Source organism: Microbacterium jepli, assembly GCF_047237905.1.
GTDB lineage: Bacteria > Actinomycetota > Actinomycetes > Actinomycetales > Microbacteriaceae > Microbacterium.
In genome coordinates, this window is record NZ_JBDFLW010000005.1 from 1,554,439 (window position 1) to 1,577,533 (window position 23,095).

Below are 23,095 nucleotides of genomic sequence, written 5' to 3' on the forward strand. Positions count from 1 at the left end.
GGTCGAAGGCACCCCTGACCGACCAGAAATCGCATGGAGGCTTCGTGAACGACGCGGGCACCCCCAAGGACACGTCCACTCCGGCTGAGGCCGCGCCGACGACGGCCCGGCTCACGATCGGGGATCGGACCGCCGAGTTCCCGGTGCTCACCGGCACGGACGGCATCCCGAGTGTCGACATCTCGACCTTCACGCGCCAGACCGGCCACACGACGCTGGACTACGGGTTCGTGAACACCTCCGCGACGAAGTCGGCCGTGACCTTCATCGACGGCGACAAGGGTATCCTGCGCTATCGCGGCTACCCGATCGAGCAGCTCGCGCAGAACAGCAGCTACCTCGAGGTGGCCTGGCTGCTGATCTACGGCGAGCTCCCGACCGCCGATGAGCTGGGTCAGTTCGACGAGCGCATCCGCCGTCACACGCTGCTGCACGAAGACCTCAAGCGCTTCTTCCCCGCCCTCCCGCACACCGCGCACCCGATGTCGGTGCTGTCCTCCGCGGTCTCGGCGCTCTCGACCTACTACGAGAACCAGTCCGACCCCCACAACCCCGAGCACGTCGAGCTCAACACGGTGCGGATGCTCGCTAAGCTCCCCGTGATCGCGGCGTACGCGCACAAGAAGAGCGTCGGGCAGGCCTTCCTCTACCCCGACAACTCGCTGAGCTTCGTCGACAACTTCCTCAAGCTGAACTTCGGCGTGCTGTCCGAGGTGTACGAGGTGAACCCGGTCATGTCGCGGGCGCTGGAGCGCCTGCTCATCCTGCACGAGGACCACGAGCAGAACGCGTCCACCTCGACGGTGCGGCTCGTCGGCTCCACGGGCGCCAACCAGTTCTCCTCGATCTCCGCGGGCATCAACGCCCTGTACGGCCCGCTGCACGGCGGCGCGAACGAGGCCGTCCTCGAGATGCTCGGGCGCATCCGCGACTCCGGAGAAAGCGTGCAGCGCTTCGTCGAGCGGGTCAAGAACAAGGAGGACGGGGTGAAGCTCATGGGCTTCGGACACCGCGTCTACAAGAACTACGACCCGCGCGCCAAGCTCGTCAAGGAGTCCGCCGACGAGGTGCTCGAGGCGCTGGGCATCAGCGACCCGCTGCTGGACCTCGCCAAGGAGCTCGAGCAGATCGCGCTGGAGGACGACTACTTCAAGGAGCGTCGCCTCTACCCGAACGTCGACTTCTACACCGGCGTGATCTACAAGGCGATGGGCTTCCCGACGCGCATGTTCACGGTGCTGTTCGCCATCGGCCGCCTGCCGGGCTGGCTGGCGCAGTGGCGCGAGGCGATCAACGACCCGCAGACGAAGATCGGCCGCCCGCAGCAGCTGTACACGGGTGCGCCCGCGCGCGACTACCCCGGTCTGTCCGCCTGAGGCTCCGGCGGCGGATCGGTAGGGTCGGGGGATGCCCCGCCTTCTCGTCCGTCGTCCCTCGCCCCGCCTCGCCGACGGGGAGCTGACGCACCTCGAACGCGTCGCCGTCGACGCCGACCTGGCGGCGCGTCAATGGGCGGGATACGTCGACGTCTTCCGCTCGCGCGGGTGGGAGGTCGTGGAGGTCGAACCTGCGGACGACCAGCCCGACGGCGTCTTCGTGGAGGACGCGATCATCGTCTTCGGCGACCTGGCCGTGCTGTGCCGGGCGGGAGCGGAGTCGCGGCGGGGCGAGGCCGACACCGTGCGGGCGGCGGCCGAGGCCGTGGGATTGCGGCTCTCGACGATCACCGCCCCGGGGACGCTCGACGGCGGCGACGTGCTGAAGGTCGGCCGCACCGTGTACGTGGGCGCATCGTCGCGGACCAACGCCGACGGCATCGCGCAGCTGCGCGCCGCGGTGAAGCCGGCGGGGTGGGAGGTCGTCGAGATCCCGGTCTCGCGTGTGCTGCACCTCAAGTCGGGTGTGACGTCGCTGCCGGACGGCACGGTCATCGGCTTCACGCCTCTCGTCGACGACCCGGCGCTGTTCCCGGAGTTCCTCGCCGTGCCCGAGGAGCACGGCACGGCCGTCGTCGTGCTCGATGAGAGCACCGTGCTGATGTCATCGGACGCTCCGCAGACGCGCGCCCTCCTGGAGGACCGCGGCCTCGACGTCGTGACCGTCGACGTGAGCGAGTTCGAGAAGCTCGAGGGGTGCGTGACCTGCCTGTCGGTGCGCCTGCGGGAGTGAGCCGGCCGCGCCTCAGGCGTGCAGCGCCTCATTGAGCGTCACGCCGGCACCCGCGCGGCGGACGGCCTCGATCGCTCCGCTCAGCGAGTTGCGGCGCAGCAGCAGCCCGTCGCGGCCCGACAGCTCCGCGCCCTTGACGGAGGGACGCCGCCCATCGGCGGTCGGCGGCTCGTCAGCCAGGACCACCTTCGAGCCCGCCGTGATGTAGAGGCCCGCCTCGACGATGCAGTCGTCGCCGAGGGAGATGCCGATGCCGGCGTTGGCTCCCAGCAGCGTGCGCGCGCCCACGGCGATCCGGTGCGTGCCGCCACCCGACAGGGTGCCCATGATCGACGCACCGCCGCCGATGTCGCTGCCGTCGCCGACCACGACGCCCTGTGAGATGCGCCCCTCGACCATCGAGGCGCCGAGCGTGCCCGCGTTGAAGTTCACGAAGCCCTCGTGCATGACGGTGGTGCCGGGGGAGAGGTACGCGCCGAGGCGGACGCGCGAGGCGTCGGCGATGCGCACCCCGGGTGGCGTCACGTAGTCCAGCAGCCGCGGGAACTTGTCGAGGCCCTGGATCTGGATGCCGTCCCGCTGGAGGAAGGGCCGGAGGCGCGTGGCGTCGTCGGGGTGCATCGGTCCGGCGCTGGTCCAGGCGACGTTCGGCAGGTGGCCGAAGATCCCCGTGAGGTCGATCTCGCCCGGCGCCACCAGGCGGTGCGACAGCGCGTGCAGGCGCAGATAGGCGTCCGAGGTGGAGGTGGGCGCGGCATCCGCGTCGATCTCGACGGCCACCACGTCGACCGTCACCGCGCGTCGCGGGTCAGGGACGGCGAAGCGATCGAGCTCCGCAGGGGGCAGAGCGGGGTCGAAGCCGAGCGGCAGCCGACCCAGCTGGGGCTGGGGGAACCACGTGTCGAGCACTGTTCCGTCGGCGGCCGTCGTCGCGAGGCCGAGGCCCCAGATCCATCGCTGTCCGGTCATGCCTCCACGCTAGCGAACCCGGGCGGCACACCCGTCGCCGGTACACTCGGGGCATGCCGGTGCTCGATCTGTCCGCGTCCTCCGTCGACCTCACCCGGGCGATCTGCGACATCCCGAGCGTCTCAGGAGACGAGGTCGCCCTCGCCGACGCGATCGACGCCGTGATCCGGCCGCTGAGCCACCTCACGCTGCACCGCGACGGCGACACGATCGTCGCCCGCACCGAGCTCGGGCGGGCGCAGCGCGTGGTCATCGCGGGCCACATCGACACCGTGCCCGTCAACGGCAACCTCCCCACGCGCGACGTCGTCGTCGACGGAGAGCCGCACCTCTGGGGACGCGGAACCGTCGATATGAAGGCCGGCGTCGCGGTGCAGCTGAAGCTCGCCGCCGAGCTGGTCGCGCCCCGGGTCGACATCACCTGGATGTGGTACGACCACGAGGAGGTCGACGCCGATCTCAACGGGCTCACGCGCCTGTCGCGCACGCGCCCCGATCTGTTCGCGGGCGACTTCGCGATCCTCGGCGAGCCGTCCGGCGGCGAGGTCGAGGGCGGCTGCAACGGCAACCTCCGCGCCGTGGTGCGCACGCACGGCGTGCGGGCGCACAGCGCGCGCTCGTGGATCGGCGAGAACGCGATCCATCGCGCGGCTCCCATCCTTGCGCGGCTGGCCGAGTACCGCCCGCGGGACGTGGCCGTTGAAGGGCTCACCTACCGCGAGGGTCTCAACGCCGTGCGGATCGGCGGCGGAGTGGCCGGCAACGTCATCCCCGACCTCTGCGAGGTCGAGGTCAACTACCGCTTCGCACCGAGCCGGAACGCCGATGAGGCGAGCCGCCACGTCCGCTCGGTCTTCGACGGGTTCGACGTCGAGATCGTCGATCTGGCGGAGGGCGCTCGTCCCGGGCTCGATGCGCCGCTCGCTCAGGAGTTCGTGGCCGCGGTCGGCGCCGTCCCCCGTCCCAAGTACGGCTGGACCGACGTCGCCCGTTTCAGCGCCCTCGGCGTGCCCGCCGTCAACTACGGACCCGGCGACCCGCACCTCGCGCACCACGACGAGGAGCGCGTGCCGCTCGCGCAGATCGAGGCGGTCGAGCGCGGACTGCGGTCGTGGCTGACGGCACACTGACGGCTCCCCGCGCGCTGCGGCGCTGGTCGGGCCTGCCGGTCGCCGCCCGCATCGCGATCGTCTACGTCGCGGCGCGGCTGGTCACGACGGCGTTCTTCCTCCTCGCGTCGGCCCTGGCCGTACCCGGGTCGCGCTTCGGCGCGTCGCCGTCGCTCGGATCCTTCGTCGTGGGGTGGGATGCCACGTGGTACTGGTTCACGGCGGTGAACGGCTACCCCGACGTGCTCCCGCGCACCGCCGCGGGACTCGTGTCGGAGAACCAGTGGGCGTTCATGCCCGTGCACGCCTACCTCTCGGCCGCGGTCGGTCTGCCGCTCGGATCGTGGGGCGCCGGCGCGCTCGTGATCTCGCTCGTCGCCGGCTACCTGTCGTGCCTCGTGCTGCACCGCATGCTCCGGCCGCGGATCGGCGCCCGCGCGGCGTTCTGGGCCGTGCTGCTGTTCTCGTGCGCGCCGCTCGCGGCGATGTTCCAGGTCGGCTACGCCGAGTCGCTCTTCCTGCTGTGGATGCTGCTGGCCCTGGATGCGGTGCTGCGGCGGCGCTACGGGCTGCTGTACCTCCTCATCCCGCTGATGGGATTCACCCGCCCCGGCGTGCTGGCCTTCGCCCTCTTCCTCGGGCTCTTCGGTATCTGGCGCTTCGCGACCCGGGTCCGGGAGCCCCTGCGGATACGCGAGGTGGTGCACATCATCGGCACCGGCGCGCTCGCGGTGATCGTCGGGTTCGCCTGGCAGGTCATCGCGGGCGTCGTGACCGGGGATCCGAACGCCTACCTCGCCACCGAGCTCGCATGGCGGCGCAACTGGCTGCCGGGCGGCGACAGCGGCTTCGTGCCGTTCGAGGGGTTCGTGCAGGCGGCCGCGTTCTGGTTCACGTCGTGGGGACTCGGCCCGGTCGTCGGGTACGTGGTGCTCGCGGCATCCGTCGTCGTCATCGCCGTGCTACTGGTGGCGAACCGCCCCGTACGCAGACTCGGCGTGGAGCTGCGGCTCTGGTCGGCGAGCTATCTGCTGTACATCCTGCTGGTGTTCTTCCCGCAGTCGAGCATCTTCCGGCTCCTCCTCCCGCTGTCCCCCCTGTGGGGCGCCGTCGCCGTGCCGCGGTCGAAGCTCTGGCGCTTCGGCGTGCTGGCCGTCAGCCTGCTCGCGCAGTGGTGGTGGATCTACAACATGTACGCCCTCGGGTACACGTACTGGCAGATTCCCTGAGCCTCGCGGCCGAGGTCGGCCGCGGTCGTCCGGGGTGCCCGAGCGCACGATAAACTTTCACGTGAAGACATTCGACGAAAAGGAGCCGCGATGGCAGCGATGAAGCCGAGAACCGGAGACGGACCTATGGAGGCCGTGAAGGAGGGGCGCCTGATCATCGTGCGGGTGCCGCTCGAGGGCGGCGGTCGCCTCGTCGTCTCCGTGAACGACGCTGAGGCCAAAGAGCTCTACGACGTGCTGGGCGGAGTCGTCGCACCCGCCTGATCGACGCCTCGACGCGGCCGGTTCCCACTCGGGAGCCGGCCGCGTCGTCGTTCGCGGAGAGTGAGCCGAGCCGAGCCGTGTCAGGAGGTGCGGTCGGGCACGGTGGTGAGCTGCAGCAGCCCCTCGCCGACGATCGACAGTGCGCCGATGACGGCGGGTGAGGCCTGCGTCTCGCGGATCAGGGTGCGATACGCGGTCGTGACCGCGTCGCGGCGCACCGGGTCCGCCACAGCGCCGCCGCCCAGCACACGCGGGACGAGTACCGTTCCACCGACGCGCACGAGGCGCAGGGCGTGCTCGACGTAGTCCATGACGCCCGCCGGGTCGGCGTCGACGAGCACGATGTCGTAGGACGCCTCGTTCATGCGCGGAAGCACATCGGCCGCCCGCCCGGTGATGAAGCGGGCGCGCGCGGCCGGGATCTTCGCATCGGCGAAAGCGCTGCGCGAGACGGCCAGGTGCTCGGGCTCGTTGTCGATGGTGGTGAGGGTCGCCCGGGGCGACCCGTGCAGCAGCCACAGGCCGGAGACACCGGCGCCGGTGCCGATCTCGACGATGTTCAGCGCGTTCGAGACCGCCGCGATCACGGCGATCTGCGCACCCACCGGCGCGCTGACGGGCGCTGCGCCGAGCTCGAGCGCATGCGCACGGGCACGGGTGATGTGGTCGGGCTCGATCGTCGCCTCGGCAGCGAATCTGCGGTCCGCGTCGTGATCACCCATGCCCGCCAGCCTACGTCGCCGCGTGCGGACCGACCCCCAGGCGCGGCGGGTAACCTGTGAGCATGTTCTTCGGCCTGACCATCGAGAAGGTTCTGGTGATCGGCGTCATCGCCGCGATCCTGATCGGTCCCGAGCGTCTCCCGCGCTACGCCGAAGGACTCGCCCGCTTCACCACCCGTGCCCGGGAGTTCGTCAAGGGCGCGCGCTCGCGCGTCAAGGAGGAGATGGGCGACGACTTCGACGACGTCGACTGGCGCAAGCTCGACCCCCGGCAGTACGACCCGCGGCGGATCATCCGCGAGGCCCTCCTCGACGACGCGCCGGTGCCGACCGTCACCGCCGCCTCGACCGCCGCGACGATGCTCGCCGCCGGGGCCGCTGCGACCTCGCTGACGCCCGGCCAGCGGGCCGAGGCGGGCCCGACCCCGTTCGACTCCGAAGCGACCTGAGTCAGCGCGGGCGGACCGTCAGGCTCCGCCCCGAGAGCCCGCGCGGCATCGTCGCGACGCGCTCCGCGAGCGCCCTGACGGCGAGGGCGGCGGGGTCGGCCGCGGACGCCGCGACCACCGGCGTCCCCGCGTCGCCGTCCGCCCGCAGCGTCGTGCTGAGCGGGATCGACGCGAGCAGCGGCACGTGCTCCTCCGGTGTCGACAGCCGTTCGGCGACCTCCGCACCGCCTCCCGCACCGAAGAGATCGAGCGTGGAGCCGTCGGGGAGGGTCATCGCCGCCATGTTCTCCACCACGCCGATGACGCGCTGACCCGTCTGCCTGGCGACGAGAGCACTGCGGATCGCGACATCCGACGCGGCGGACTGCGGCGTCGTGACCACGAGCACCTCGGCGTGGGGGAGCAGCTGCCCGACCGAGATGGCGACGTCGCCGGTACCCGGTGGCATGTCCAGCAGCAGCACGTCGAGATCGCCGAAGAAGACGTCGGTGAGAAACTGCTGCACGGTGCGGTGCAGCAGCGGCCCGCGCCACGCCACGGCCCCGAGCGGGCCGTCGGTGCTCCTGCGCAGGAACATGCCGATCGAGATGGTCTTCACGTCGTAGGCGACGGGCGGCAGCATGAGGTCGTCGATGCGGGTCGGCGAGGGCGGCAGGCCGTCCGGCCCGACGAGGCCCAGCAGACCGGGGATGGAGAACCCGTGCACGTCGGCGTCGACGAGGCCCACGGAGAGCCCGCGCTGGGCGAGCGCGACGGCGAGGTTCGCGGTGACGGTGGACTTGCCCACGCCGCCCTTGCCGCTCGTGACCGCGATCACCCGGGTCAGCGAGTCCGGTCCGAATGGCATCTCGCGCGCCGCGCGTCCTCCCCGCAGGCGCTCGGTGAGGGACTTCCGCTCCTCGGGGCTCATCACGCCGACCTCGATCTCCACGCGGGAGATGCCGGGGGCGGATGCCGCGGCCGCACGCACGTCCGCCTCGATCCGGGTCGCCGCCGGGCAGCCGACGATCGTGAGCGCGATGGCGACGCGCGCGACGTCGTCCGTCACCTCGACGCCGCGGACCATCCCCAGCTCCTCGAGGGGACGCCGGAGCTCGGGGTCGGAGACGGCGCCGACGCGGCGCCGGACGTCGTCGGCGTCGCTCACGACGAAGCGCGCTCCGCGCGGTGGGCGCGCTCGCCTCGCACGGTGACGCGCTCCTCGGTCTGCTCGGTGCGCTCGTCCTTCTCCAGGTGCTCGAGGAGGGTCTTCAGCTCGCCGCGCAGCACGTCGCGCGTCACCATCTCGCTGGAGCGCTCCGTCAGCGCCATCCGCAGCGCGACGATCTCGCGGGCCAGGTACTCGGTGTCGGCGAGGTTGCGCTCGGCGCGCTGGCGGTCCTGCTCGATCTGCACCCGGTCGCGGTCGTCCTGACGATTCTGCGCGAGCAGGATGAGCGGGGCGGCGTACGAGGCCTGCAGCGACAGGATGAGCGTCAGCAGCGTGAAGTTGGTGGCCTTCGGGTCGAACTGCAGCTCGACCGGCGCCAGGCTGTTCCACAACAGCCACACGGCGACGAAGACCGTCATGCCGATCAGGAACCCACTGGTGCCCATCGCCCGGGCGAACGACTCGGAGAACCGTCCGAAGCGGTCGCGGGACTGCTGCGGGTTGCGGGTGAGCTTGCTCCCGCGCCCGAGGGGCGCGTCGAGCGAGACCTGGCGCGACTGGCGGGGCATCAGCGCCTCCGCGGGGTCATGGCGGTGGTGACCGGGACGGGGAATGCCGCAGCATCCTCATCGGAGTCCTGCGAGCGCCAGTCGTCGGGCAGGAGGTAGTCGAGCACGTCATCGACGCTGACCGCTCCGACGAGCCGGTGCGCGGCGTCCACGACCGGGAGCGAGACGAGGTTGTAGCTGGCGAGCATGCGGGCGACCTCGGCCGCCGAGGCGTCCGCGGGGACGGGCTCGAGGGAGTCGTCGATGATCGTGCCCAGACGCTCGTGCGGGGGGTAGCGCAGCATCCGCTGGAAATGCACGGTGCCCAGCAGCCGGCCGGTGGGCGTCTCGTACGGCGGCAGGGTGACGAAGACGGCGGCGGCCAGGGCCGGGTGCAGCTCGTGCCGACGGATCAGGGCGAGCGCCTCGGCGACGGTGGCGTCGGCGGAGAGCACGATCGGCTCCGGCGTCATGAGGCCGCCCGCGGTGTCGGGCCGGTACATCAGCAGCGCGCGCACGTCTTCGGCCTCTTCGGGCTCCATCAGCTCGAGGAGCTCCTCGCGCTGCTCCTCGGAGAGCTGACCGAGCACGTCGGCGGCGTCGTCGGGCTCCATGGCGTCGAGGATGTCGGCGGCGCGCTCATCGTCGAGCGACTCGAGGATGTGCACCTGCTCGTCTTCGGGCATCTCCTCGAGCGCGTCGGCGAGCCGGTCGTCGGAGAGCTCGTCGACGACCTCGAGCATGCGCTCCTCGGGGAGGTCGAGGAGGGTGTTGGCGAGGTCGGCCGGCCGGAGCTCGGAGTAGCTGGCCACCAGCTGCTCGGCGGACTGCGCCTCACCGGGCGTGGCGTTCTCGCGCACCTCGCTCCAGTTGGCGAACGTGGTCGGCCCCTTCGCGAAGGGCGACGCGCTCGTCTTCGGCTTGCGCAGGAAGAGCTGTCCGACATCCCACTCGCCGGTGCGGCTGTGCTCGATGGCGACGTCCTCAATGACGGCCTGCACGGAGCCGGAGTCGAGGTAGACCTTTCGGCCGAGCATCTCGGCAAGCACCCGCACCTCGCCGCCGCGCTGCTGGAAGCGGCGCACGTTGATGAGTCCCGTGGTGATGACCTGTCCCGTGGCGATCGAGGTGACGCGACCGATCGAGACGAAGACGTGGCGCCTGCCCGGGATCTCCACGACGAGACCGATGACGCGGGGCGGATCATCCTTGCGATAGATGACCACGACGTCGCGCACACGCCCGAGCCGGTCACCCGCGGGGTCGAAGACCGTGCACCCCGCCAGGCGTGCGACGAAAACCCTCTGCGTGCTCACCGGTCCAGCGTAGTCCGGTGCGCCCGCAGTTCCGGTGGCGTCCACGCCCGGAGAGGCCACAGGACCCCGTGAGAGGATGGGGCCATGAGCATGGTGGGTGGACGGGTGCCGGCGGGACGCGAGGACGTCGGGCAGACGGTGGCGGAGTTCCCCACCTACGAGGCGGCGCAGAAGGCGGTGTCGGCGCTCATCGCCGCCGAGGTGCCGGCGCGCGACATCGCGATCGTCGGGCAGGGGCTGCGCTCCATCGAGCGCGTCACCGGGCGTCTCGGCTACGCCGCCGCCGCGCGCTCCGGAGCGGTCAACGGTCTGCTCCTCGGGCTGCTGTTCTCTGCGATCTTCGTGCTGGGCACGCCCGCGGCGCCCATCCAGGCGTTCGTGGGCGTCATGTTCATCGGCATCGCCGTGGGCATGCTCCTCAGCATCATCACCTTCGCGATCGTGCGCCGCCGCCGCGACTTCGCCTCCGTCATGCAGGTGGCCGCCGAGCGCTACGAGGTGACGGTCACCGACGGCAACATCCACCGCGCCCGTCAGGTGCTCGGCCGCGACGGCGTTCCGCCGGTCGCCCACTCCGCCGCACCCGCCGCGCAGCCCGCGCCCGCACCCGAGCCGTGGCGGCCGGCCCCGGAGCCGACCCCCGAGGAGCCGCCGCGCTACGGCGAGCGCATCCCGCCGGTGCCGGCCGGCAGCCCCGCCTCGGGCCCGGCCGCCACCGGCGAGCCCGCGCCCGGCCCTGATTCCGCGCCCCCTGCACCTCCCGCTCCGGGCCCGGCGTCGCCCGGCGCCGATGGACCCGGCGAGATAGCCCCCGGCCCCGGCGAGCCCTCGCCGACGCCTCCCGGCGTCGCTGACCCGGGCGCCGCTCTGCCGCCGACCGCCGATCCAGGCACTCCGCGGCCCCTCTGACCGGTATGGACGGCCCGACCGCCGACCGCGTGCGCGTCGATCTGCCCGCGGGGCCAACGGATGTCTCGATCGGGATCAGCGCACCCGCCGAGCCCTGGGCCGTGGCGGGCCTCGCACACGGAGCGGGCGCGGGGATGCAGCATCCGTTCCTCGTGGGCTTCGCCGACGCGCTGGCGGCGGAGGGCGTGGCCGTCGTCCGCTTCGCCTTCCCCTACAGCGAGGCCGGCCGGCGGATGCCGGGGCCCGCTCCGCACGCCGTCGCCACCTGGCGCGCGGTCACCCGGCGGATGACGGAGCTGCTCCCCGGGCTGCCGGTGGTCGCGATGGGGAAGTCCTACGGCGGTCGGATGGCGTCGACGGCCGCAGCGGAGGGAGTCATCTCACCCGGCGCGCTCGTCTACCTCGGCTACCCGCTGCATCCGCCGGGGCGTCCCGACAAGCCGCGCGTCGAGCACCTGCCGCTCGTGACGGCACCGCAGATCTTCGTCGAGGGGTCGAACGACCCGTTCATCGATCCGCACGCGCAGCTGGAAGAGGCCGTGGAGAGCTGCCGGGATGCCCGCATCGTCTGGATCGAGGGCGGCGGCCACTCCTTCGAGGTCAAAGGAAGCCGCGCGCCGGCGGAAGAGGTCGGCGCCGCCCTCGCGCCCCTCGTGGCGCGGGAGCTGCGACAGGCGCTCGGCTACCGTCCGGCCGCGTAGCCCTGCATGCCGCGGGGATTGGCGGCGGCCCACAGCAGCCCGGTCTCCGGGTCGCGCCCGACGGCCGACACGCGGCCGAGCGACCAGTCGCCGGCGCGCGTGACACGGTGCCCGCGGGCCTCCAGACCCCGGATGAGCTCGTCGCCGAGACGGCCTTCGACCACGGCGCCGGCGGGCGTCCATGTGCGCGGCCAGAACGAGTCCGCGAGCGCGGTGGTGTGCAGCGCCGGGGCGTCGATCGCCTGCTGGGGCGAGTAGCCGCCGACGGTCATCCGCAGCAGCACCAGTAGCTGCCACTGCTCCTGCTGATCGCCGCCGGGGGAGCCCAGCGCGAACTCCGCCCGACCGTCGCGCAGCACCAGCGTGGGCGTGAGCGTCGTGCGCGGCCGGCGTCCCGGCGAGAGCGACGACGGATGTCCCGGCTCGAGCCACGTCATCTGCAGACGCGTGCCCAGGCAGAACCCGAGCGCGGGGATCGCGGGAGAGGACTGCAGCCACCCGCCCGACGGGGTGGCGGAGATGATGTTGCCCCAGCGGTCGATCACGTCGAGGTGGCAGGTGTCGCCGCGCGTGCGGCCGTCGGGGGCGACGGTGGGCTCGCCGGACGCGACGGAGGATGCGTCGTGGGTCTCGCGCAGCGGCGGGTGGAACGCGGTGCGCCCGGGGAGGGCCCCGGGGCGGAACTCGGCGGATGCCCTGTCCCCGATGAGTGCGCGGCGCGCGGCGAGGTAGTCGTCCGAGAGCAGCGTGTCGAGGTCGACCTCGTCGTCGCCGAACCAGGCGTCCCGGTCCGCGAAGGCGAGCTTCTGCGCCTCGAGGATGGTGTGCGCGCCGCGCTCCTGCGACGGGTCGAGCAGATCGTGGTCGAGCGGCTCGAGCATGCCCAGCACCTGCAGGAGCGTCGGTCCCTGCGACCAGGCGCCGGCCTTCGCCACCGTGAGGCCGCGGAACCCGCGCGTGACGGCCTGCTCCCAGCCGGCGTCGAACGCGGCGAAGTCGTCGGGCGTGATGACGCCCGCGTGCACGCCCGTGCCGCCGTGGCGATGCGGAGCGGACAGGAAGGCGGAGGCCTCCTGCGCGACCATGCCGGTCTTCCACTCCCGTCGTGCGGCGTCGATGCGCGCGGCGCGGCCGACCGGTCCGTCGTCGCGGATCGTGCACGCGGCGTGGGTGAGCGCGTCGAGCACCGCGGCGTAGGCGGGGTTGCGCACGATGCGGCCTGCGGGCGGAGGCGAGCCGTCCGGCATCCAGAGCGCGGCGGAGGTCGGCCAGTCCGTGCGGAACAGCTCGGCGACGCGGGCGATGGTGGCGGCCGCCCCGGTGCTCAGCGGATGCCCGTCGCGGGCGTAGCCGATCGCGTACGCGAGGACGTCGTCCAGCTCCCACGTGCCGTGGTCGCGCAGCAGGAGGAGCCAGGCGTCGACCGCCCCGGGCACCGCCGCGGCGAGGCCGCCCGCACCGGGCACGAGATCTAGGCCCTCACCGCGCAGGTGCTCGATGCTTGCACGCGCCGGCGCCGGGCCCTGGCCCATCAGCACGGCGGGGGCCGCGGCATCCGCCGTCTGCACGATCGCCACCAGGTCGCCGCCGGGGCCGTTCAGGTGCGGCTCGACGACGTGCAGCACGAAGGCCGCGGCCGCAGCCGCGTCGAAGGCGTTCCCGCCCCGCTCGAGCACGGACTGCGCCGTGCCGGTCGCCAGCCAGTGCGTGGAGGCCGACATGCCGAACGTGCCCTGCAGGTCGGGCCGGGTGGTGAAGGACTCCGGGGCGGTGTAGTCCACGATCAGCGTCCGGCGCGGGCGATCCACTCCTCGACGTCGTCGGCCGTCCGCGGGATGCCGGCCGAGAGGTTCACCGGGCCGTCGGAGGTCATGAGGATGTCGTCCTCGATGCGCACGCCGATGCCGCGGAACTCCTCGGGCACGGTGAGATCGTCGATCTGGAAGTAGAGGCCCGGCTCGATGGTGAAGACCATGCCGGCCTCCAGCACGCCGTCGTAGTACATCTCGCGCCGCGCCTGAGCGCAGTCGTGCACGTCGATGCCCAGGTGGTGGCTCGTGCCGTGCACCATGTAGCGGCGGTGCTGGCCTCCAGCGTCGGCGTCGAGCGCCTCTTCGGCCGTCACCGGCAGGAGGCCCCACTCGTGCACCTTCGCCGCGATGACCTTCATCGCGGCCTCGTGGACCGTGCGGAACCGGACACCGGGCACGGCTGCTTCGAAGGCCGCGTCGGCGGCTTCGCGGACGGCCTCGTACACCCGGCGCTGCACGGGGGTGAAGGTGCCGCTGACGGGGATCGTGCGGGTGATGTCGGCCGTGTAGAGGCTGTCGACCTCGACGCCGGCGTCGATGAGGATGAGGTCGCCGGGCACCACGGCGCCGTCGTTGCGCGTCCAGTGCAGGTAGCAGGCGTGGGGACCGGATGCCGCAATCGTGCTGTATCCCTCGGCGTTGCCGTCGCTGCGGGCACGGGAGTGGAAGACGCCCTCGACGATCCGCTCGCCGCGGGGGTGCTCGATGATGCGAGGCAGGTCGGCGACGATGTCGTCGAACCCGCGGGCGGTCACCTCGACGGCGAGCCGCATCTGCGCGATCTCGTACTCGTCCTTCACGAGGCGCAGCTCCGACACGAAGCGCGTCAGGTCGTCATCGGTGTCGATGACCCGGTCGTCGTCGCCCGCGGTGAACTCGTCGATGTGCGCGGTCGCGACGCCGAGGTCGGCGGCGACGCCGTCGAGGGAGGGGCGGGGACCGATCCAGAACTCGCCGATGGAGGCGTCGCCGTAGAACTCCGTCGTCGTCCGGTCGGCGCGCTCGCGGAAGTAGAGGGTGACGTCGTGCCCGCTGTCGCCGGACGGCTCGAACACGAGCACCGCTCCGGGCTCGGCGTCGGCGGCCCACCCCGTGAGGTGGGCGAACGCGGAGTGCGCGCGGAAGGGGTAGTCGGTGTCGTTGCTGCGCACCTTCGCGTCACCGGCGGGGATGACGAGGCGGGCACCGGGGAAGGCGGCGGACACGACGTCGCGGCGGGCGGCCGCGTAGGCGGCCTGGTCGCGCTCCGGCGGAGTCGACTCGGGCCGCTCCGCCCAGCCCGTGGAGATGGTGTCGAGGAAGCCGCGGGGGAAGGGCTGCTTGCGGTTGGTCGTCGCCGCCTGCGCCGGCTGTGCCGTCTCGGTCGTGGTGTCCGTCGTGGCGATCGTGTCGCCGTCTCCCGTGGTGGTCATCGTCCCAGTCTTCCACCCGCCGCGCGGTCAGTCGACCGGTTCGATCTGCACCACGAGAGGTCGGTGGTCGCTGCCCGAGCCGTCCAGGTTGGGGACGACCATCGAGCCGGTCGCGCGCCAGTGCGAGGAGGTCATCACGTGGTCGATCGGTGCCCCCGCGAGGGCGGGGAAGCTCGTGGACCACGTGCCGACGCCCCCGTTGCCGGTCTCGGCCGCGGCGTCGTGGCAGCGACCGAGAGTACCTCCGTCGACGCCGAGTCCGCTCATGTGGTCGAGCGTCGCGTTGAAGTCGCCCGCCATGATGACGTCCGCATCGGCGCACTGGTTCGCGAGCCACTGCAGGTCGTCGCGCCAGTGCTGCATGTAGCTCTGGCGGGGCGCGACCGCGTGGGCGGCGACGACGATGGGGCCCGTGCCGCTGACGGGCATCGCCACGGCGCTCGGAACCGTGGAGGTGTTGCTCGTGCCGTCCTGCGAGGACTCGATCACGCTGTAGTCGCCCAGGTCGGGGGAGATGAGGAGCGTCGTCGAGCGCGCGTCCCAGCCGTCCGTGCCGTACTCCGCGTGGTGGGCCCACATGCGATGCCCCAGGTCGCGCATGGCGATCGCCACCTGCTCGCCGGTCTCGATGGTCGTCTCCGGGAGCGTGACGATGTCGGCGTCCATGGCCACCGCGATCTGCGCCACGGTGTCGGGGGAGGTGGCGCTGCCGGCGGTGTTCCAGGTCATGACCCGGATGCTGCCCGGTGTCTTCTCGGGCAGGGTGTCGGCTCCCATCCCGCGCACCATGACGAGACCCGCGTTGGCCGCCGCCGCGATGCCCGCGACGAGCGCGAGCGACAGAGCCAGCGTGCGGAGGGGACGCGCGAACGCGAGCAGCAGCAGGAGCAGCAGCAGCACCGCGAAGGCCACGGCGATGAGCCCCCGGAAGGAGACGAGCTGCGCGATCGGCCAGGTGCGCTCGAGGTGGAAGAGCTGGGGCCAGGTGAGAACGGCCGCCGCGACGGCGCAGAGCGCGGTCAGGAGGACTCCCAGCACGCGCAGCACCCCGCGACTCTATGTCAGGTGCCTGAGAGATCCCGGCGCGGCTTCGGAGCGCCCGGTGGGAGGCGGGCGCCGTCCACGAGGGGGAGCGATACGCTTCGAGGATGCCGTCTTCGCCTCGTTTCCATGGGCCGAGCGACCTGCACCTGCATTCCGTGCACTCCGACGGCACCGAGTCCGCCGGCGACGTCATGGCCGCGGCTCACCGGCACGGCCTGCGGACGGCCGCCCTGACCGACCACGACACGACGTCCGGCTGGGCGGAGGCGGCCGAGGCGGCCCGGTCGCTCGGCATGACGTTCCTGCCCGGGATGGAGCTGTCGGCCGAGCACGAGTGGCGCAGCATCCATGTCCTCGCGTATCTCGTCGACCCGGACAATCCCCACCTGCGGACCATGACCGACCGCATCCGCGCGTCGCGCCTCGACCGTGCCCGCCGGATGGCGGACCTCATCGGGCGCGACTACGACCTGACGTGGGAGGACATCGTCGACCAGACCCAGGACGGAGCGACCGTGGGGAGGCCGCACATCGCCGACGCGCTCATCGCCCGCGGCCTGGTGCACGACCGCACCGAGGCGTTCGGCGGCATCCTGAGGGCCGGCGGCGACTACTACGTGCCGCTCTTCTCGCCCGATCCGGTGACCGCCGTCGAGCTGGTGGTCGGCGCCGGCGGCGTGCCGATCATCGCGCACCCGGCGGGGCGCGCCGGCGTGCTGCCGATGCCGTTGCTGGAGCGCCTGCTCGACGCGGGCCTCGCGGGTTTCGAGCTCGATCATCGCGAGAACCGCGCGTCGGGCGTGAAGATCCTGCGCCGCCTCAGCCGGGACCGCGACCTGATCGTCACGGGCTCGAGCGACTACCACGGGGCCGGCAAACCGAACCTCCCCGGCGAGAACACGACCGCCGACGACATGGTGGCGCGCATCATCGACCGCGGGACGGGCTCGGCGCCGGTCTACGGGTAGGCGGAGGCCCTCACCGGGCCCCCGCCGGTGACGGAAGCCCCGGACCCGCGTGCGCGGATCCGGGGCGACGGACACCTTCTGGCGTCAGGCTCCCGCGGGAGCACCACCGCCCGAGCCGCCGCGACGACGACGACGGCGACGGGGAGCCGCGTTGCCGTCGTGGTGCTGCGATCCGCCGCCGTCGTGCGTGCCGGCGCCGTCGTTGCCGTCGTCCGAGCCGTGCTCAGCGGGCACCACGGGCGCCGAGGTGGCCGGCGCCGCAGCGCCGGTCGAGGACTCTCCCCGACGGCGACGGCGGGGCGGGCGGTCGCCCGAGCGCTCGGAGGAACGATCCGAGGAGCGTGCCGGTGCGGCATCCTGGGTCGTCACGGTCTGCGTCCGCGGGGCCGTCACGAGGCGTCCCTTGGTGCCGACGGGGATGTCGAGATCCTCGAAGAGGTGCGGGCTCGAGGAGTAGGTCTCGACGGGCTCGGGCTGGCCGAACTCGAGGGCGCGGTTGATGAGCGCCCACTTGTGCAGGTCGTCCCAGTCGACGAACGTCACCGCGATGCCGGTCTTGCCGGCGCGGCCGGTGCGGCCGGCGCGGTGCAGGTAGGTCTTCTCGTCGTCGGGGATCGTGTGGTTGATGACGTGGGTGACGTCGTCCACGTCGATGCCGCGCGCCGCGACGTCGGTCGCGATCAGCACGTCCTTCTTGCCGGCCTTGAAGGCGGCCATCGAGCGCTCGCGCGCCTCCTGGCTCATGTCGCCGTGCACGGAGGCGGTGTTGAAGCCGCGGTCGCTGAGCTCGTCGGAGAGCTTCTGCGCGGCGCGCTTGGTGCGCGTGAAGATGACCGTCTTGCCGCGACCCTCGGACTGGAGGATGCGGGCGATGACCTCGTCCTTGTCGAGCGAGTGCGCGCGGTAGACGAGGTGCTTGATGTTCGCCTGCGTGAGCCCTTCGTCGGGGTCGGTCGCGCGGATGTGGATCGGGTTGGTCATGAACCGGCGCGCGAGCGCGACGATCGGACCGGGCATCGTCGCCGAGAACAGCTGCGTGTGACGGACGGCGGGCACCTTCGAGAAGATCTTCTCGATGTCGGGCAGGAAGCCCAGGTCGAGCATCTTGTCGGCCTCGTCGAGCACGACCTCGGTGGCGTTCGAGAGGTCGAGGAGACGCTGGTTGTTGAGGTCGATGAGGCGACCGGGGGTGCCCACGACGATCTGCGCGCCGGCCTTGAGCTGGTCGATCTGACCCTCGTAGGCCTTGCCGCCGTAGATGGCGACGACGCTGGTCGCGCGACCGGAGGTGAGCATGTCGATGTCCTCGTAGACCTGCACGCACAGCTCGCGCGTCGGGACGACGATGAGCGCCTTCACGCCGGGGGCGGGCTCGGGTCCGAGGCGCTGGACGACGGGGATGCCGAAGCCGAACGTCTTTCCGGTTCCGGTCTTGGCCTGTCCGATAATGTCCTGGCCGGGGAGGCCCAGCGGGATGGTCTGCTCCTGGATGGGGAAGGCATCCACGATGCCCTTGGCCGCGAGGACATCCACGATGTCCTGATCGACGCCGAGCTCGGCGAAGGTCGTCACGATGTTCTGCCTGTCTGGCGGTGAGATCTCCGCCGGGGTGAGAGGTCCACGCCCTTCACTCATCCACAGGCGCAGGGGCCCCGATCCGATGCCGGGACCGGTCCAGGATACCGGAGGAGGCCGCGATGGCCCGGTTCGGGATGCCACGGCGTGGCCGGGCCCGCCAGTAGGCTGGCCGCGTGGTCACCTGGTTCTGGCAGCGACGCCCGCAGGGTCGTGTGCTCACGCTGCGCTCCCGCGGCGAGATGAGCGACACCACCCGCGTGGACTTCGAGGAGCTCGCGCCCGAGATCGACACCTTCCTGGGGCAGGCCGCCTACCTGCAGCTCGGCTACTTCGAGACGCTCAGCGAGCTGATCGCCTCGACGCCCGAGCTCGCGCAGAAGGAGTCGCTCTCTCGGGCGGCCGGCGCCGCCCTCACGAAGCACGAGGAGCTGGTCGCGCTCATCCGTGCCCGCGGCGACGATCCGACGGCGCTGATGCTGCCGTTCCGCGAGCCGCTCGACGCGTTCCGCCGCGCGACCCACGGCGTGCGCCCGCAGGAGACGATGCTCTCCGTACACATCACGGCCGGGATGCTGGACGACTTCTACCTGGCGCTGTCCGCCAGCTACGGCGAGACCGGCGACCGCGTCGCGAAGATCCTCCGCGGAGACGACGACCGCCAGGCGATCGTCGACATCATCGGCGAGACGATCTCCAGCGACGAGCAGTGGCGCTCTCTCCTCGCGCTGTGGGGGCGCCGACTCGTCGGCGACACGCTGCTGATCGCGCGGGCGGCGCTGCGCCCCGCGACCCTGGCCGCGGCCGAGGAGAAGAAGGTGGAGCCCGTCTTCACCGAGCTGATGTCCGCTCATTCGCGTCGCATGGACGCGATGGGGCTCGCCGCCTAGGAGATCTTGAGGCGCACGCGCTCGCTCGCGTCGTGCTTCACACGGGCGCGGCCGAGGAGGGCCAGCACCGGGTACGTCACGACGAACGGCAGGGCGAACGAGACCAGCCAGATGAGCGGGTTCTCCGTGGTGACGCCGCTCCAGGTGAAGGCCGCCCACACGGCCCCGCCGACGATCGCACCCAGCACGGGCCCGACCGCGGTGCCCCGCGTCGCGCGGTGCGGGGCCGCGAAGTGGGCGGCGATGCCGAGCGCCGCGCCCACGATGAAGGCGAGGAGGATGTCCACAGTCAGGCGACGAAGCCGATGCGGCGGGACTCCTCCGTGCCGATCTCGATGTAGGCCAGTCCCGCGGTGGGGACGATGTACGAGTTGCCCTTGGCGTCGGTGAAGCTCACGTGCGTGGCGGCCGCGTCGAGGGCGTCGGCGACGGACTTCTTCACGTCGGCGGCGGCCTCGTTGGTCTCGAAGCTGAGCTCGCGGCCGGTCTGTGCGATGCCGATGCGGATCTCCACGGATGAACTGCCTTTCCCTTGCGGGGCGGGCCTGCGGGGCGTTCCCCGGTGGCCCGGGATCCCCGGCGCAGACCAACTCTATGACACCGTCTCACCGCCCCGGCGCGGGTCGCGCACGCTCTCGGCGAACGGCGGTGTCGTCGGGTGCGGATAGCGTTGCGGGCATGGGGGAGACCGTCGCGGAACGTCACGAGGCGGAGCGACGGATGCCGGTGGCCGCAGCATCCGGAGTCGTCCACGACGAGGCGCAGCACGCCGTCATCACGCTGCCCGCCTCCGCCTCGGGGGTCGTGGTCGGCGCTCCCGGCACGGGGAAGACGCGCACCCTGGTCGCTCGCGTGGCAGAGCTCGTGGCGTCGGGTGTCGACCCCGACGCGGTGCTGGTGCTGACCCCCTCCCGGCAGACGGCGACGGCGCTGCGCGACCGGCTGGCGCTGGCGGTGGGCCGGGCGACGTCGGGTCCGCTGGCGCGGTCGGTGGCGTCGTTCGCGTTCCAGCTCGTGCGCGGTGCGGAGGTGCACGCGGGCAGTGAACCGCCGCAGCTGCTGACCGGCGGCGATGAGGATCAGATCCTGCAGGACCTCTTGTCCGGCGATGCCGACGACGAGGCGGCGGGCGGCGCGAGCCGGTGGCCGGACTGGCTCGGCGCCTCGATCCGCTCGACGCGGGGATTCCGCGGCGACCTGCGCGCCTTCCTCGCCGAGTGCACCACGCTCGGCATCGAACCGGGGCGGCTGCGCGCGCTCGGGGAGTCCCTCGATCTGCCCGCGTGGGTGTCTTTGGCGTCGTTCGCCGAGGAATACCTCCAGGTGCGGGCCGACATGCGCGGCGCGCACCGCGACGCCGCGGGCCTCGTGCGCGAGGCGCTCGGGCTGCTCCGCCACGCACCGGCCGGCTCGCCCGTCGTCGCCGCGTTCGACCGGCTGCGCGTGGTGCTCGTGGACGACGCGCAGGAGCTCACGCTCGGGGGCGTCGAGCTCATCGAGGCCTGCGCGGCGCGGGGAGCCGCGGTGATGGCCTTCGGCGACCCCGACGTGGGCGCGGGGGCGTTCCGCGGCGCGACGCCGGAGAACTTCGCCCGCGTGACGCGCGCGCTCGGCGCCGTCCATGTGCTGCCCGTCAGCCACCGCGGCACGACCGCGCAGGCCGACCTGCTCCGCGAGGTGACGCAGCGGATCGGTGCGGTCGGACTCGTGTCGCACCGGCGACCGCCGTCGGGCGCTCCGGCCGACGCCACCGTCCGTGCGCTGGCGCTGCGCTCGGCCTCCGAGGAGTACGACGTCATCGCGCGCCTGCTGCGCGAGCGCCACGTCCGCGACGGCGTGCCGTGGTCGCAGTGCGCCGTGATCGCGCACGACACCCGGCAGGTGTCGGCCCTGGAGGCGGAGCTCACCGCGCGCGAGGTGCCGGCGCGCGCCAGCGGACCGGGGCGCGAGCTCGGCGCGCTCCGGCCGGCGCGCGACCTCCTCCGTCTCGTCGAGATCGGCATGCGCGACGCCGCGACGTGGACGCCCGACGAGCTCACCGACGCCCTCCTGGGCACCTGCGGTGGCATGGATCCCATCGAGGTGCGGCGTCTGCGCACGGCTCTGCGCCATGCCGAGCTCGCCGCCGGCGGGGAGCGCCCGGGACGCGAACTCATGGCCTCCGCCATGGCCCAGCCGCTCGAGTTCGACCTGATCGACACGCGGGAGGCGCGGCGGGCCGCCCGCACGGCGCGGGCGCTCGGGCTCGTCGCCCGCCGGGCGGCCGAGGGCGCCACGGCGCACGAGCTCCTCTGGACGGCGTGGGAGGAGTGCCGCCTGCAGCGGCCGCTCGTCGAGGCCGCCGGCGGCTCCGGCCCGCTGGCCGAGCAGGCGCACCGCGACCTCGACGCCGTCGTGGCGCTCTTCGAATCGGCCAAGCGGTTCGTGGAACGCGGCACCGACGCCGATCCGCGCGTGTTCGTCCGCGGTCTGCTCGACTCCGATGTCGCGGAGGATCGCCTGTCCGCCCCTCCGCCGCAGCAGTCCGTCCGCATCCTCACGCCCGCCGGCGCCCTGGGCACCGAGTTCGACACGGTCGTGGTGGCCGGCGTGCAGGACGGCGTCTGGCCCAACACCCGCCTGCGCGGCAGCCTGCTGGAGACGTGGCGGCTCGCGGATGCCGCGGTGCGGGCCGACGCGCCCGCCCCGGGTGTGCTCGACCGCCGCCGCGCGGCGATGCACGACGAGCTGCGTCTCCTCGCGCGCGCCGTCTCCCGCGCCCGGGCTCAGCTCATCGTCACGGCGGTGGACGACGACGACACAGGGCCGAGTCCCTTCTTCGAGCTCCTCCCGACGGCGGAGTCCGCCGGCAGGGACATGGAGCACCCGCTCTCGCTGCGCGGCACGGTCGCACGGCATCGTCGCACCCTCACCGACCCGTCATCGGCGGTGCGGCTGAGGGAGCGCGCGGCGTCTCAGCTCGCGCTGCTCAGCGACGCCGCGGTCCCGGGCGCGCATCCGCTCGACTGGTACGGCGTCGCCGAGCCCACCTCGGCGGCGCCGCTGCGCGACCTCGACCGTGAAGACGTCCGGGTCTCGCCGTCGCGCCTGCACGCCCTCGAGGAGTGCGAGCTGAACTGGGTCATCGGCGACCTCGGCGGCGACCCGGGCAACACGACCGCGGGCATCGGCACCATCATCCACGCGGCGCTCGAGCACGCCGCGGGCTCCGACGAGGAGTCGCTGTGGCGCGAAGTCGAAACGCGCTGGGGACAGCTGACCTTCGAGGCGCCGTGGCGCGACCGTGCCGAGCAGGCTCGGGCGCGCGACCTGGTGCGCCGCCTGCACCTCTACCTGCGCCGGTTCGAGCACGCCGGGGGCACGCTCATCGGCGCGGAGCCGCATTTCGAGGTGCCGATCGCGGTCGAGGGCGCGGAGGACCACGCGCACGGCGTCGTCCTGTCGGGCTACATCGACCGCGTCGAGCTGACCCCCGAGGGCACCGTGCTCATCCTCGATCTCAAGACGGGCAAGCGCGAGCCGCAGACCGACGCCAAGGTGGTCGACAACCCGCAGCTCGCGGCGTATCAGCTGGCGTTCGAGTCCGGCGCGATCCCCGAGGCGGCGGGGCTCCCGCCCGCGGGCGCGGCGCTCCTCGTGCTGCGCCCGACCGCCGCGTCGAAGGACTACGTCATCCCGCACCAGCCGCCGTTCGACCCCGAGCGCCGTGACGCGTTCCTCAGGCGCGTGCAGGACGCGGTGACCGTCATGCGCGGCCTCCGCTTCCGCGCGCCGTTCGAAGAGCACTGCCGCGACGACCACTCCTACGGCCTGTGCCGCATCCACACCATCTCGGCGGTGAGCGCCTCGTGAGCGAGCGG

At 72.5% G+C, this 23,095-nt stretch carries 22 protein-coding genes; 11 read left to right on the forward strand and 11 right to left on the reverse strand.

The window, feature by feature from the left end; genetic code table 11:
- Positions 1–44 precede the first annotated feature (44 nt).
- Positions 45–1,376, forward strand: coding sequence for a citrate synthase (locus ABC304_RS11560; protein ID WP_412930805.1), 1,332 nt, complete (start codon positions 45–47; stop codon positions 1,374–1,376).
- A 31-nt stretch (positions 1,377–1,407) separates the two neighbouring features.
- On the forward strand, positions 1,408–2,169 hold the full coding sequence (gene ddaH, locus ABC304_RS11565; protein ID WP_412930806.1) for a dimethylargininase: 762 nt from the start codon (positions 1,408–1,410) through the stop codon (positions 2,167–2,169).
- A gap of 12 nt (positions 2,170–2,181) precedes the next feature.
- Here ddaH and dapD read toward each other — a convergent pair whose 3' ends face one another.
- The gene (dapD, locus tag ABC304_RS11570) at positions 2,182–3,138 is read right to left on the reverse strand and encodes a 2,3,4,5-tetrahydropyridine-2,6-dicarboxylate N-succinyltransferase (protein WP_412930807.1); all 957 of its coding nucleotides are present in this window, start codon (positions 3,136–3,138) and stop codon (positions 2,182–2,184) included.
- Between the two features lie 53 nt (positions 3,139–3,191).
- Between dapD and dapE the strand changes: the two genes are divergently transcribed.
- The 3 genes from dapE to ABC304_RS11585 all read left to right on the forward strand — a co-directional run bounded on the left by dapE (position 3,192) and on the right by ABC304_RS11585 (position 5,740).
- The gene (dapE, locus tag ABC304_RS11575; protein ID WP_412930808.1) at positions 3,192–4,268 is read left to right on the forward strand and encodes a succinyl-diaminopimelate desuccinylase; all 1,077 of its coding nucleotides are present in this window, start codon (positions 3,192–3,194) and stop codon (positions 4,266–4,268) included.
- Positions 4,250–5,476 (forward strand): hypothetical protein, encoded by a 1,227-nt coding sequence (locus ABC304_RS11580; RefSeq protein ID WP_412930810.1) that lies wholly within the window; start codon positions 4,250–4,252, stop codon positions 5,474–5,476. Before dapE ends, ABC304_RS11580 begins: the two co-directional genes overlap by 19 nt.
- A 90-nt stretch (positions 5,477–5,566) precedes the next feature.
- Positions 5,567–5,740, forward strand: a complete 174-nt coding sequence (locus ABC304_RS11585; protein WP_127095811.1) for a DUF3117 domain-containing protein — start codon at positions 5,567–5,569, stop codon at positions 5,738–5,740.
- Between the two features lie 80 nt (positions 5,741–5,820).
- On the opposite strand, the gene ABC304_RS11590 is transcribed toward ABC304_RS11585, so the two are convergent.
- Positions 5,821–6,462: an O-methyltransferase gene (locus ABC304_RS11590; protein WP_412930812.1), complete on the reverse strand. Its 642-nt coding sequence runs from the start codon at positions 6,460–6,462 to the stop codon at positions 5,821–5,823.
- A gap of 62 nt (positions 6,463–6,524) precedes the next feature.
- Here ABC304_RS11590 and ABC304_RS11595 point away from each other — a divergent pair, with 62 nt between their 5' ends.
- Entirely contained in the window at positions 6,525–6,911 is a 387-nt protein-coding gene (locus ABC304_RS11595; protein ID WP_412930813.1) for a twin-arginine translocase TatA/TatE family subunit, read from the forward strand.
- Between the two features lies 1 nt (position 6,912).
- Here ABC304_RS11595 and ABC304_RS11600 read toward each other — a convergent pair whose 3' ends face one another.
- From ABC304_RS11600 to ABC304_RS11610, 3 genes are read right to left on the reverse strand one after another with little or no spacing between them, the layout of a single operon-like run.
- Positions 6,913–8,058 carry an Mrp/NBP35 family ATP-binding protein gene (locus ABC304_RS11600; RefSeq protein WP_412930814.1) on the reverse strand — a complete coding sequence of 382 codons (1,146 nt, stop codon included), beginning with the start codon at positions 8,056–8,058 and terminating at the stop codon, positions 6,913–6,915.
- The gene (locus tag ABC304_RS11605) at positions 8,055–8,630 is read right to left on the reverse strand and encodes a DUF1003 domain-containing protein (RefSeq protein ID WP_412930816.1); all 576 of its coding nucleotides are present in this window, start codon (positions 8,628–8,630) and stop codon (positions 8,055–8,057) included. The genes ABC304_RS11600 and ABC304_RS11605 overlap by 4 nt, the downstream gene beginning before the upstream one ends.
- Positions 8,630–9,925 carry a magnesium transporter MgtE N-terminal domain-containing protein gene (locus ABC304_RS11610; protein WP_412930818.1) on the reverse strand — a complete coding sequence of 432 codons (1,296 nt, stop codon included), beginning with the start codon at positions 9,923–9,925 and terminating at the stop codon, positions 8,630–8,632. The genes ABC304_RS11605 and ABC304_RS11610 overlap by 1 nt, the downstream gene beginning before the upstream one ends.
- An 84-nt stretch (positions 9,926–10,009) precedes the next feature.
- Here ABC304_RS11610 and ABC304_RS11615 point away from each other — a divergent pair, with 84 nt between their 5' ends.
- Together ABC304_RS11615 and ABC304_RS11620 are read left to right on the forward strand one after the other, a co-directional pair.
- The gene (locus tag ABC304_RS11615) at positions 10,010–10,834 is read left to right on the forward strand and encodes a YflT domain-containing protein (RefSeq protein ID WP_412930820.1); all 825 of its coding nucleotides are present in this window, start codon (positions 10,010–10,012) and stop codon (positions 10,832–10,834) included.
- A gap of 5 nt (positions 10,835–10,839) precedes the next feature.
- Positions 10,840–11,535 carry an alpha/beta hydrolase family protein gene (locus tag ABC304_RS11620; protein ID WP_412930821.1) on the forward strand — a complete coding sequence of 232 codons (696 nt, stop codon included), beginning with the start codon at positions 10,840–10,842 and terminating at the stop codon, positions 11,533–11,535.
- Here the strand turns inward: ABC304_RS11620 and ABC304_RS11625 are convergent.
- From ABC304_RS11625 to ABC304_RS11635, 3 genes are read right to left on the reverse strand one after another with little or no spacing between them, the layout of a single operon-like run.
- Positions 11,517–13,316, reverse strand: a complete 1,800-nt coding sequence (locus tag ABC304_RS11625; RefSeq protein ID WP_412930822.1) for a gamma-glutamyltransferase family protein — start codon at positions 13,314–13,316, stop codon at positions 11,517–11,519. The two genes, ABC304_RS11620 and ABC304_RS11625, sit on opposite strands and share 19 nt — an antisense overlap.
- A 2-nt stretch (positions 13,317–13,318) precedes the next feature.
- The gene (locus ABC304_RS11630) at positions 13,319–14,758 is read right to left on the reverse strand and encodes an aminopeptidase P family protein (RefSeq protein WP_412930823.1); all 1,440 of its coding nucleotides are present in this window, start codon (positions 14,756–14,758) and stop codon (positions 13,319–13,321) included.
- Between the two features lie 27 nt (positions 14,759–14,785).
- Positions 14,786–15,805 carry an endonuclease/exonuclease/phosphatase family protein gene (locus tag ABC304_RS11635; protein WP_412930825.1) on the reverse strand — a complete coding sequence of 340 codons (1,020 nt, stop codon included), beginning with the start codon at positions 15,803–15,805 and terminating at the stop codon, positions 14,786–14,788.
- Positions 15,806–15,906: 101 nt separating this feature from the next.
- Here ABC304_RS11635 and ABC304_RS11640 point away from each other — a divergent pair, with 101 nt between their 5' ends.
- Positions 15,907–16,770, forward strand: a complete 864-nt coding sequence (locus ABC304_RS11640) for a PHP domain-containing protein (RefSeq protein ID WP_412930827.1) — start codon at positions 15,907–15,909, stop codon at positions 16,768–16,770.
- A gap of 84 nt (positions 16,771–16,854) precedes the next feature.
- Here ABC304_RS11640 and ABC304_RS11645 read toward each other — a convergent pair whose 3' ends face one another.
- Entirely contained in the window at positions 16,855–18,342 is a 1,488-nt protein-coding gene (locus ABC304_RS11645) for a DEAD/DEAH box helicase (RefSeq protein ID WP_412930829.1), read from the reverse strand.
- Between the two features lie 179 nt (positions 18,343–18,521).
- Here ABC304_RS11645 and ABC304_RS11650 point away from each other — a divergent pair, with 179 nt between their 5' ends.
- Positions 18,522–19,235, forward strand: coding sequence for a ferritin-like fold-containing protein (locus ABC304_RS11650; RefSeq protein WP_412930831.1), 714 nt, complete (start codon positions 18,522–18,524; stop codon positions 19,233–19,235).
- On the opposite strand, the gene ABC304_RS11655 is transcribed toward ABC304_RS11650, so the two are convergent.
- Both ABC304_RS11655 and ABC304_RS11660 read right to left on the reverse strand, forming a co-directional pair.
- Positions 19,232–19,522, reverse strand: a complete 291-nt coding sequence (locus tag ABC304_RS11655; RefSeq protein WP_412930832.1) for a hypothetical protein — start codon at positions 19,520–19,522, stop codon at positions 19,232–19,234. The genes ABC304_RS11650 and ABC304_RS11655 overlap by 4 nt on opposite strands.
- A 2-nt stretch (positions 19,523–19,524) precedes the next feature.
- Positions 19,525–19,749: a DUF3107 domain-containing protein gene (locus tag ABC304_RS11660; protein WP_127095797.1), complete on the reverse strand. Its 225-nt coding sequence runs from the start codon at positions 19,747–19,749 to the stop codon at positions 19,525–19,527.
- 164 nt (positions 19,750–19,913) lie between these two features.
- On the opposite strand from ABC304_RS11660, the gene ABC304_RS11665 reads away from it, so the two are divergent.
- On the forward strand, positions 19,914–23,087 hold the full coding sequence (locus ABC304_RS11665; RefSeq protein ID WP_412930834.1) for an ATP-dependent helicase: 3,174 nt from the start codon (positions 19,914–19,916) through the stop codon (positions 23,085–23,087).
- The last annotated feature ends 8 nt before the right edge of the window (positions 23,088–23,095 follow it).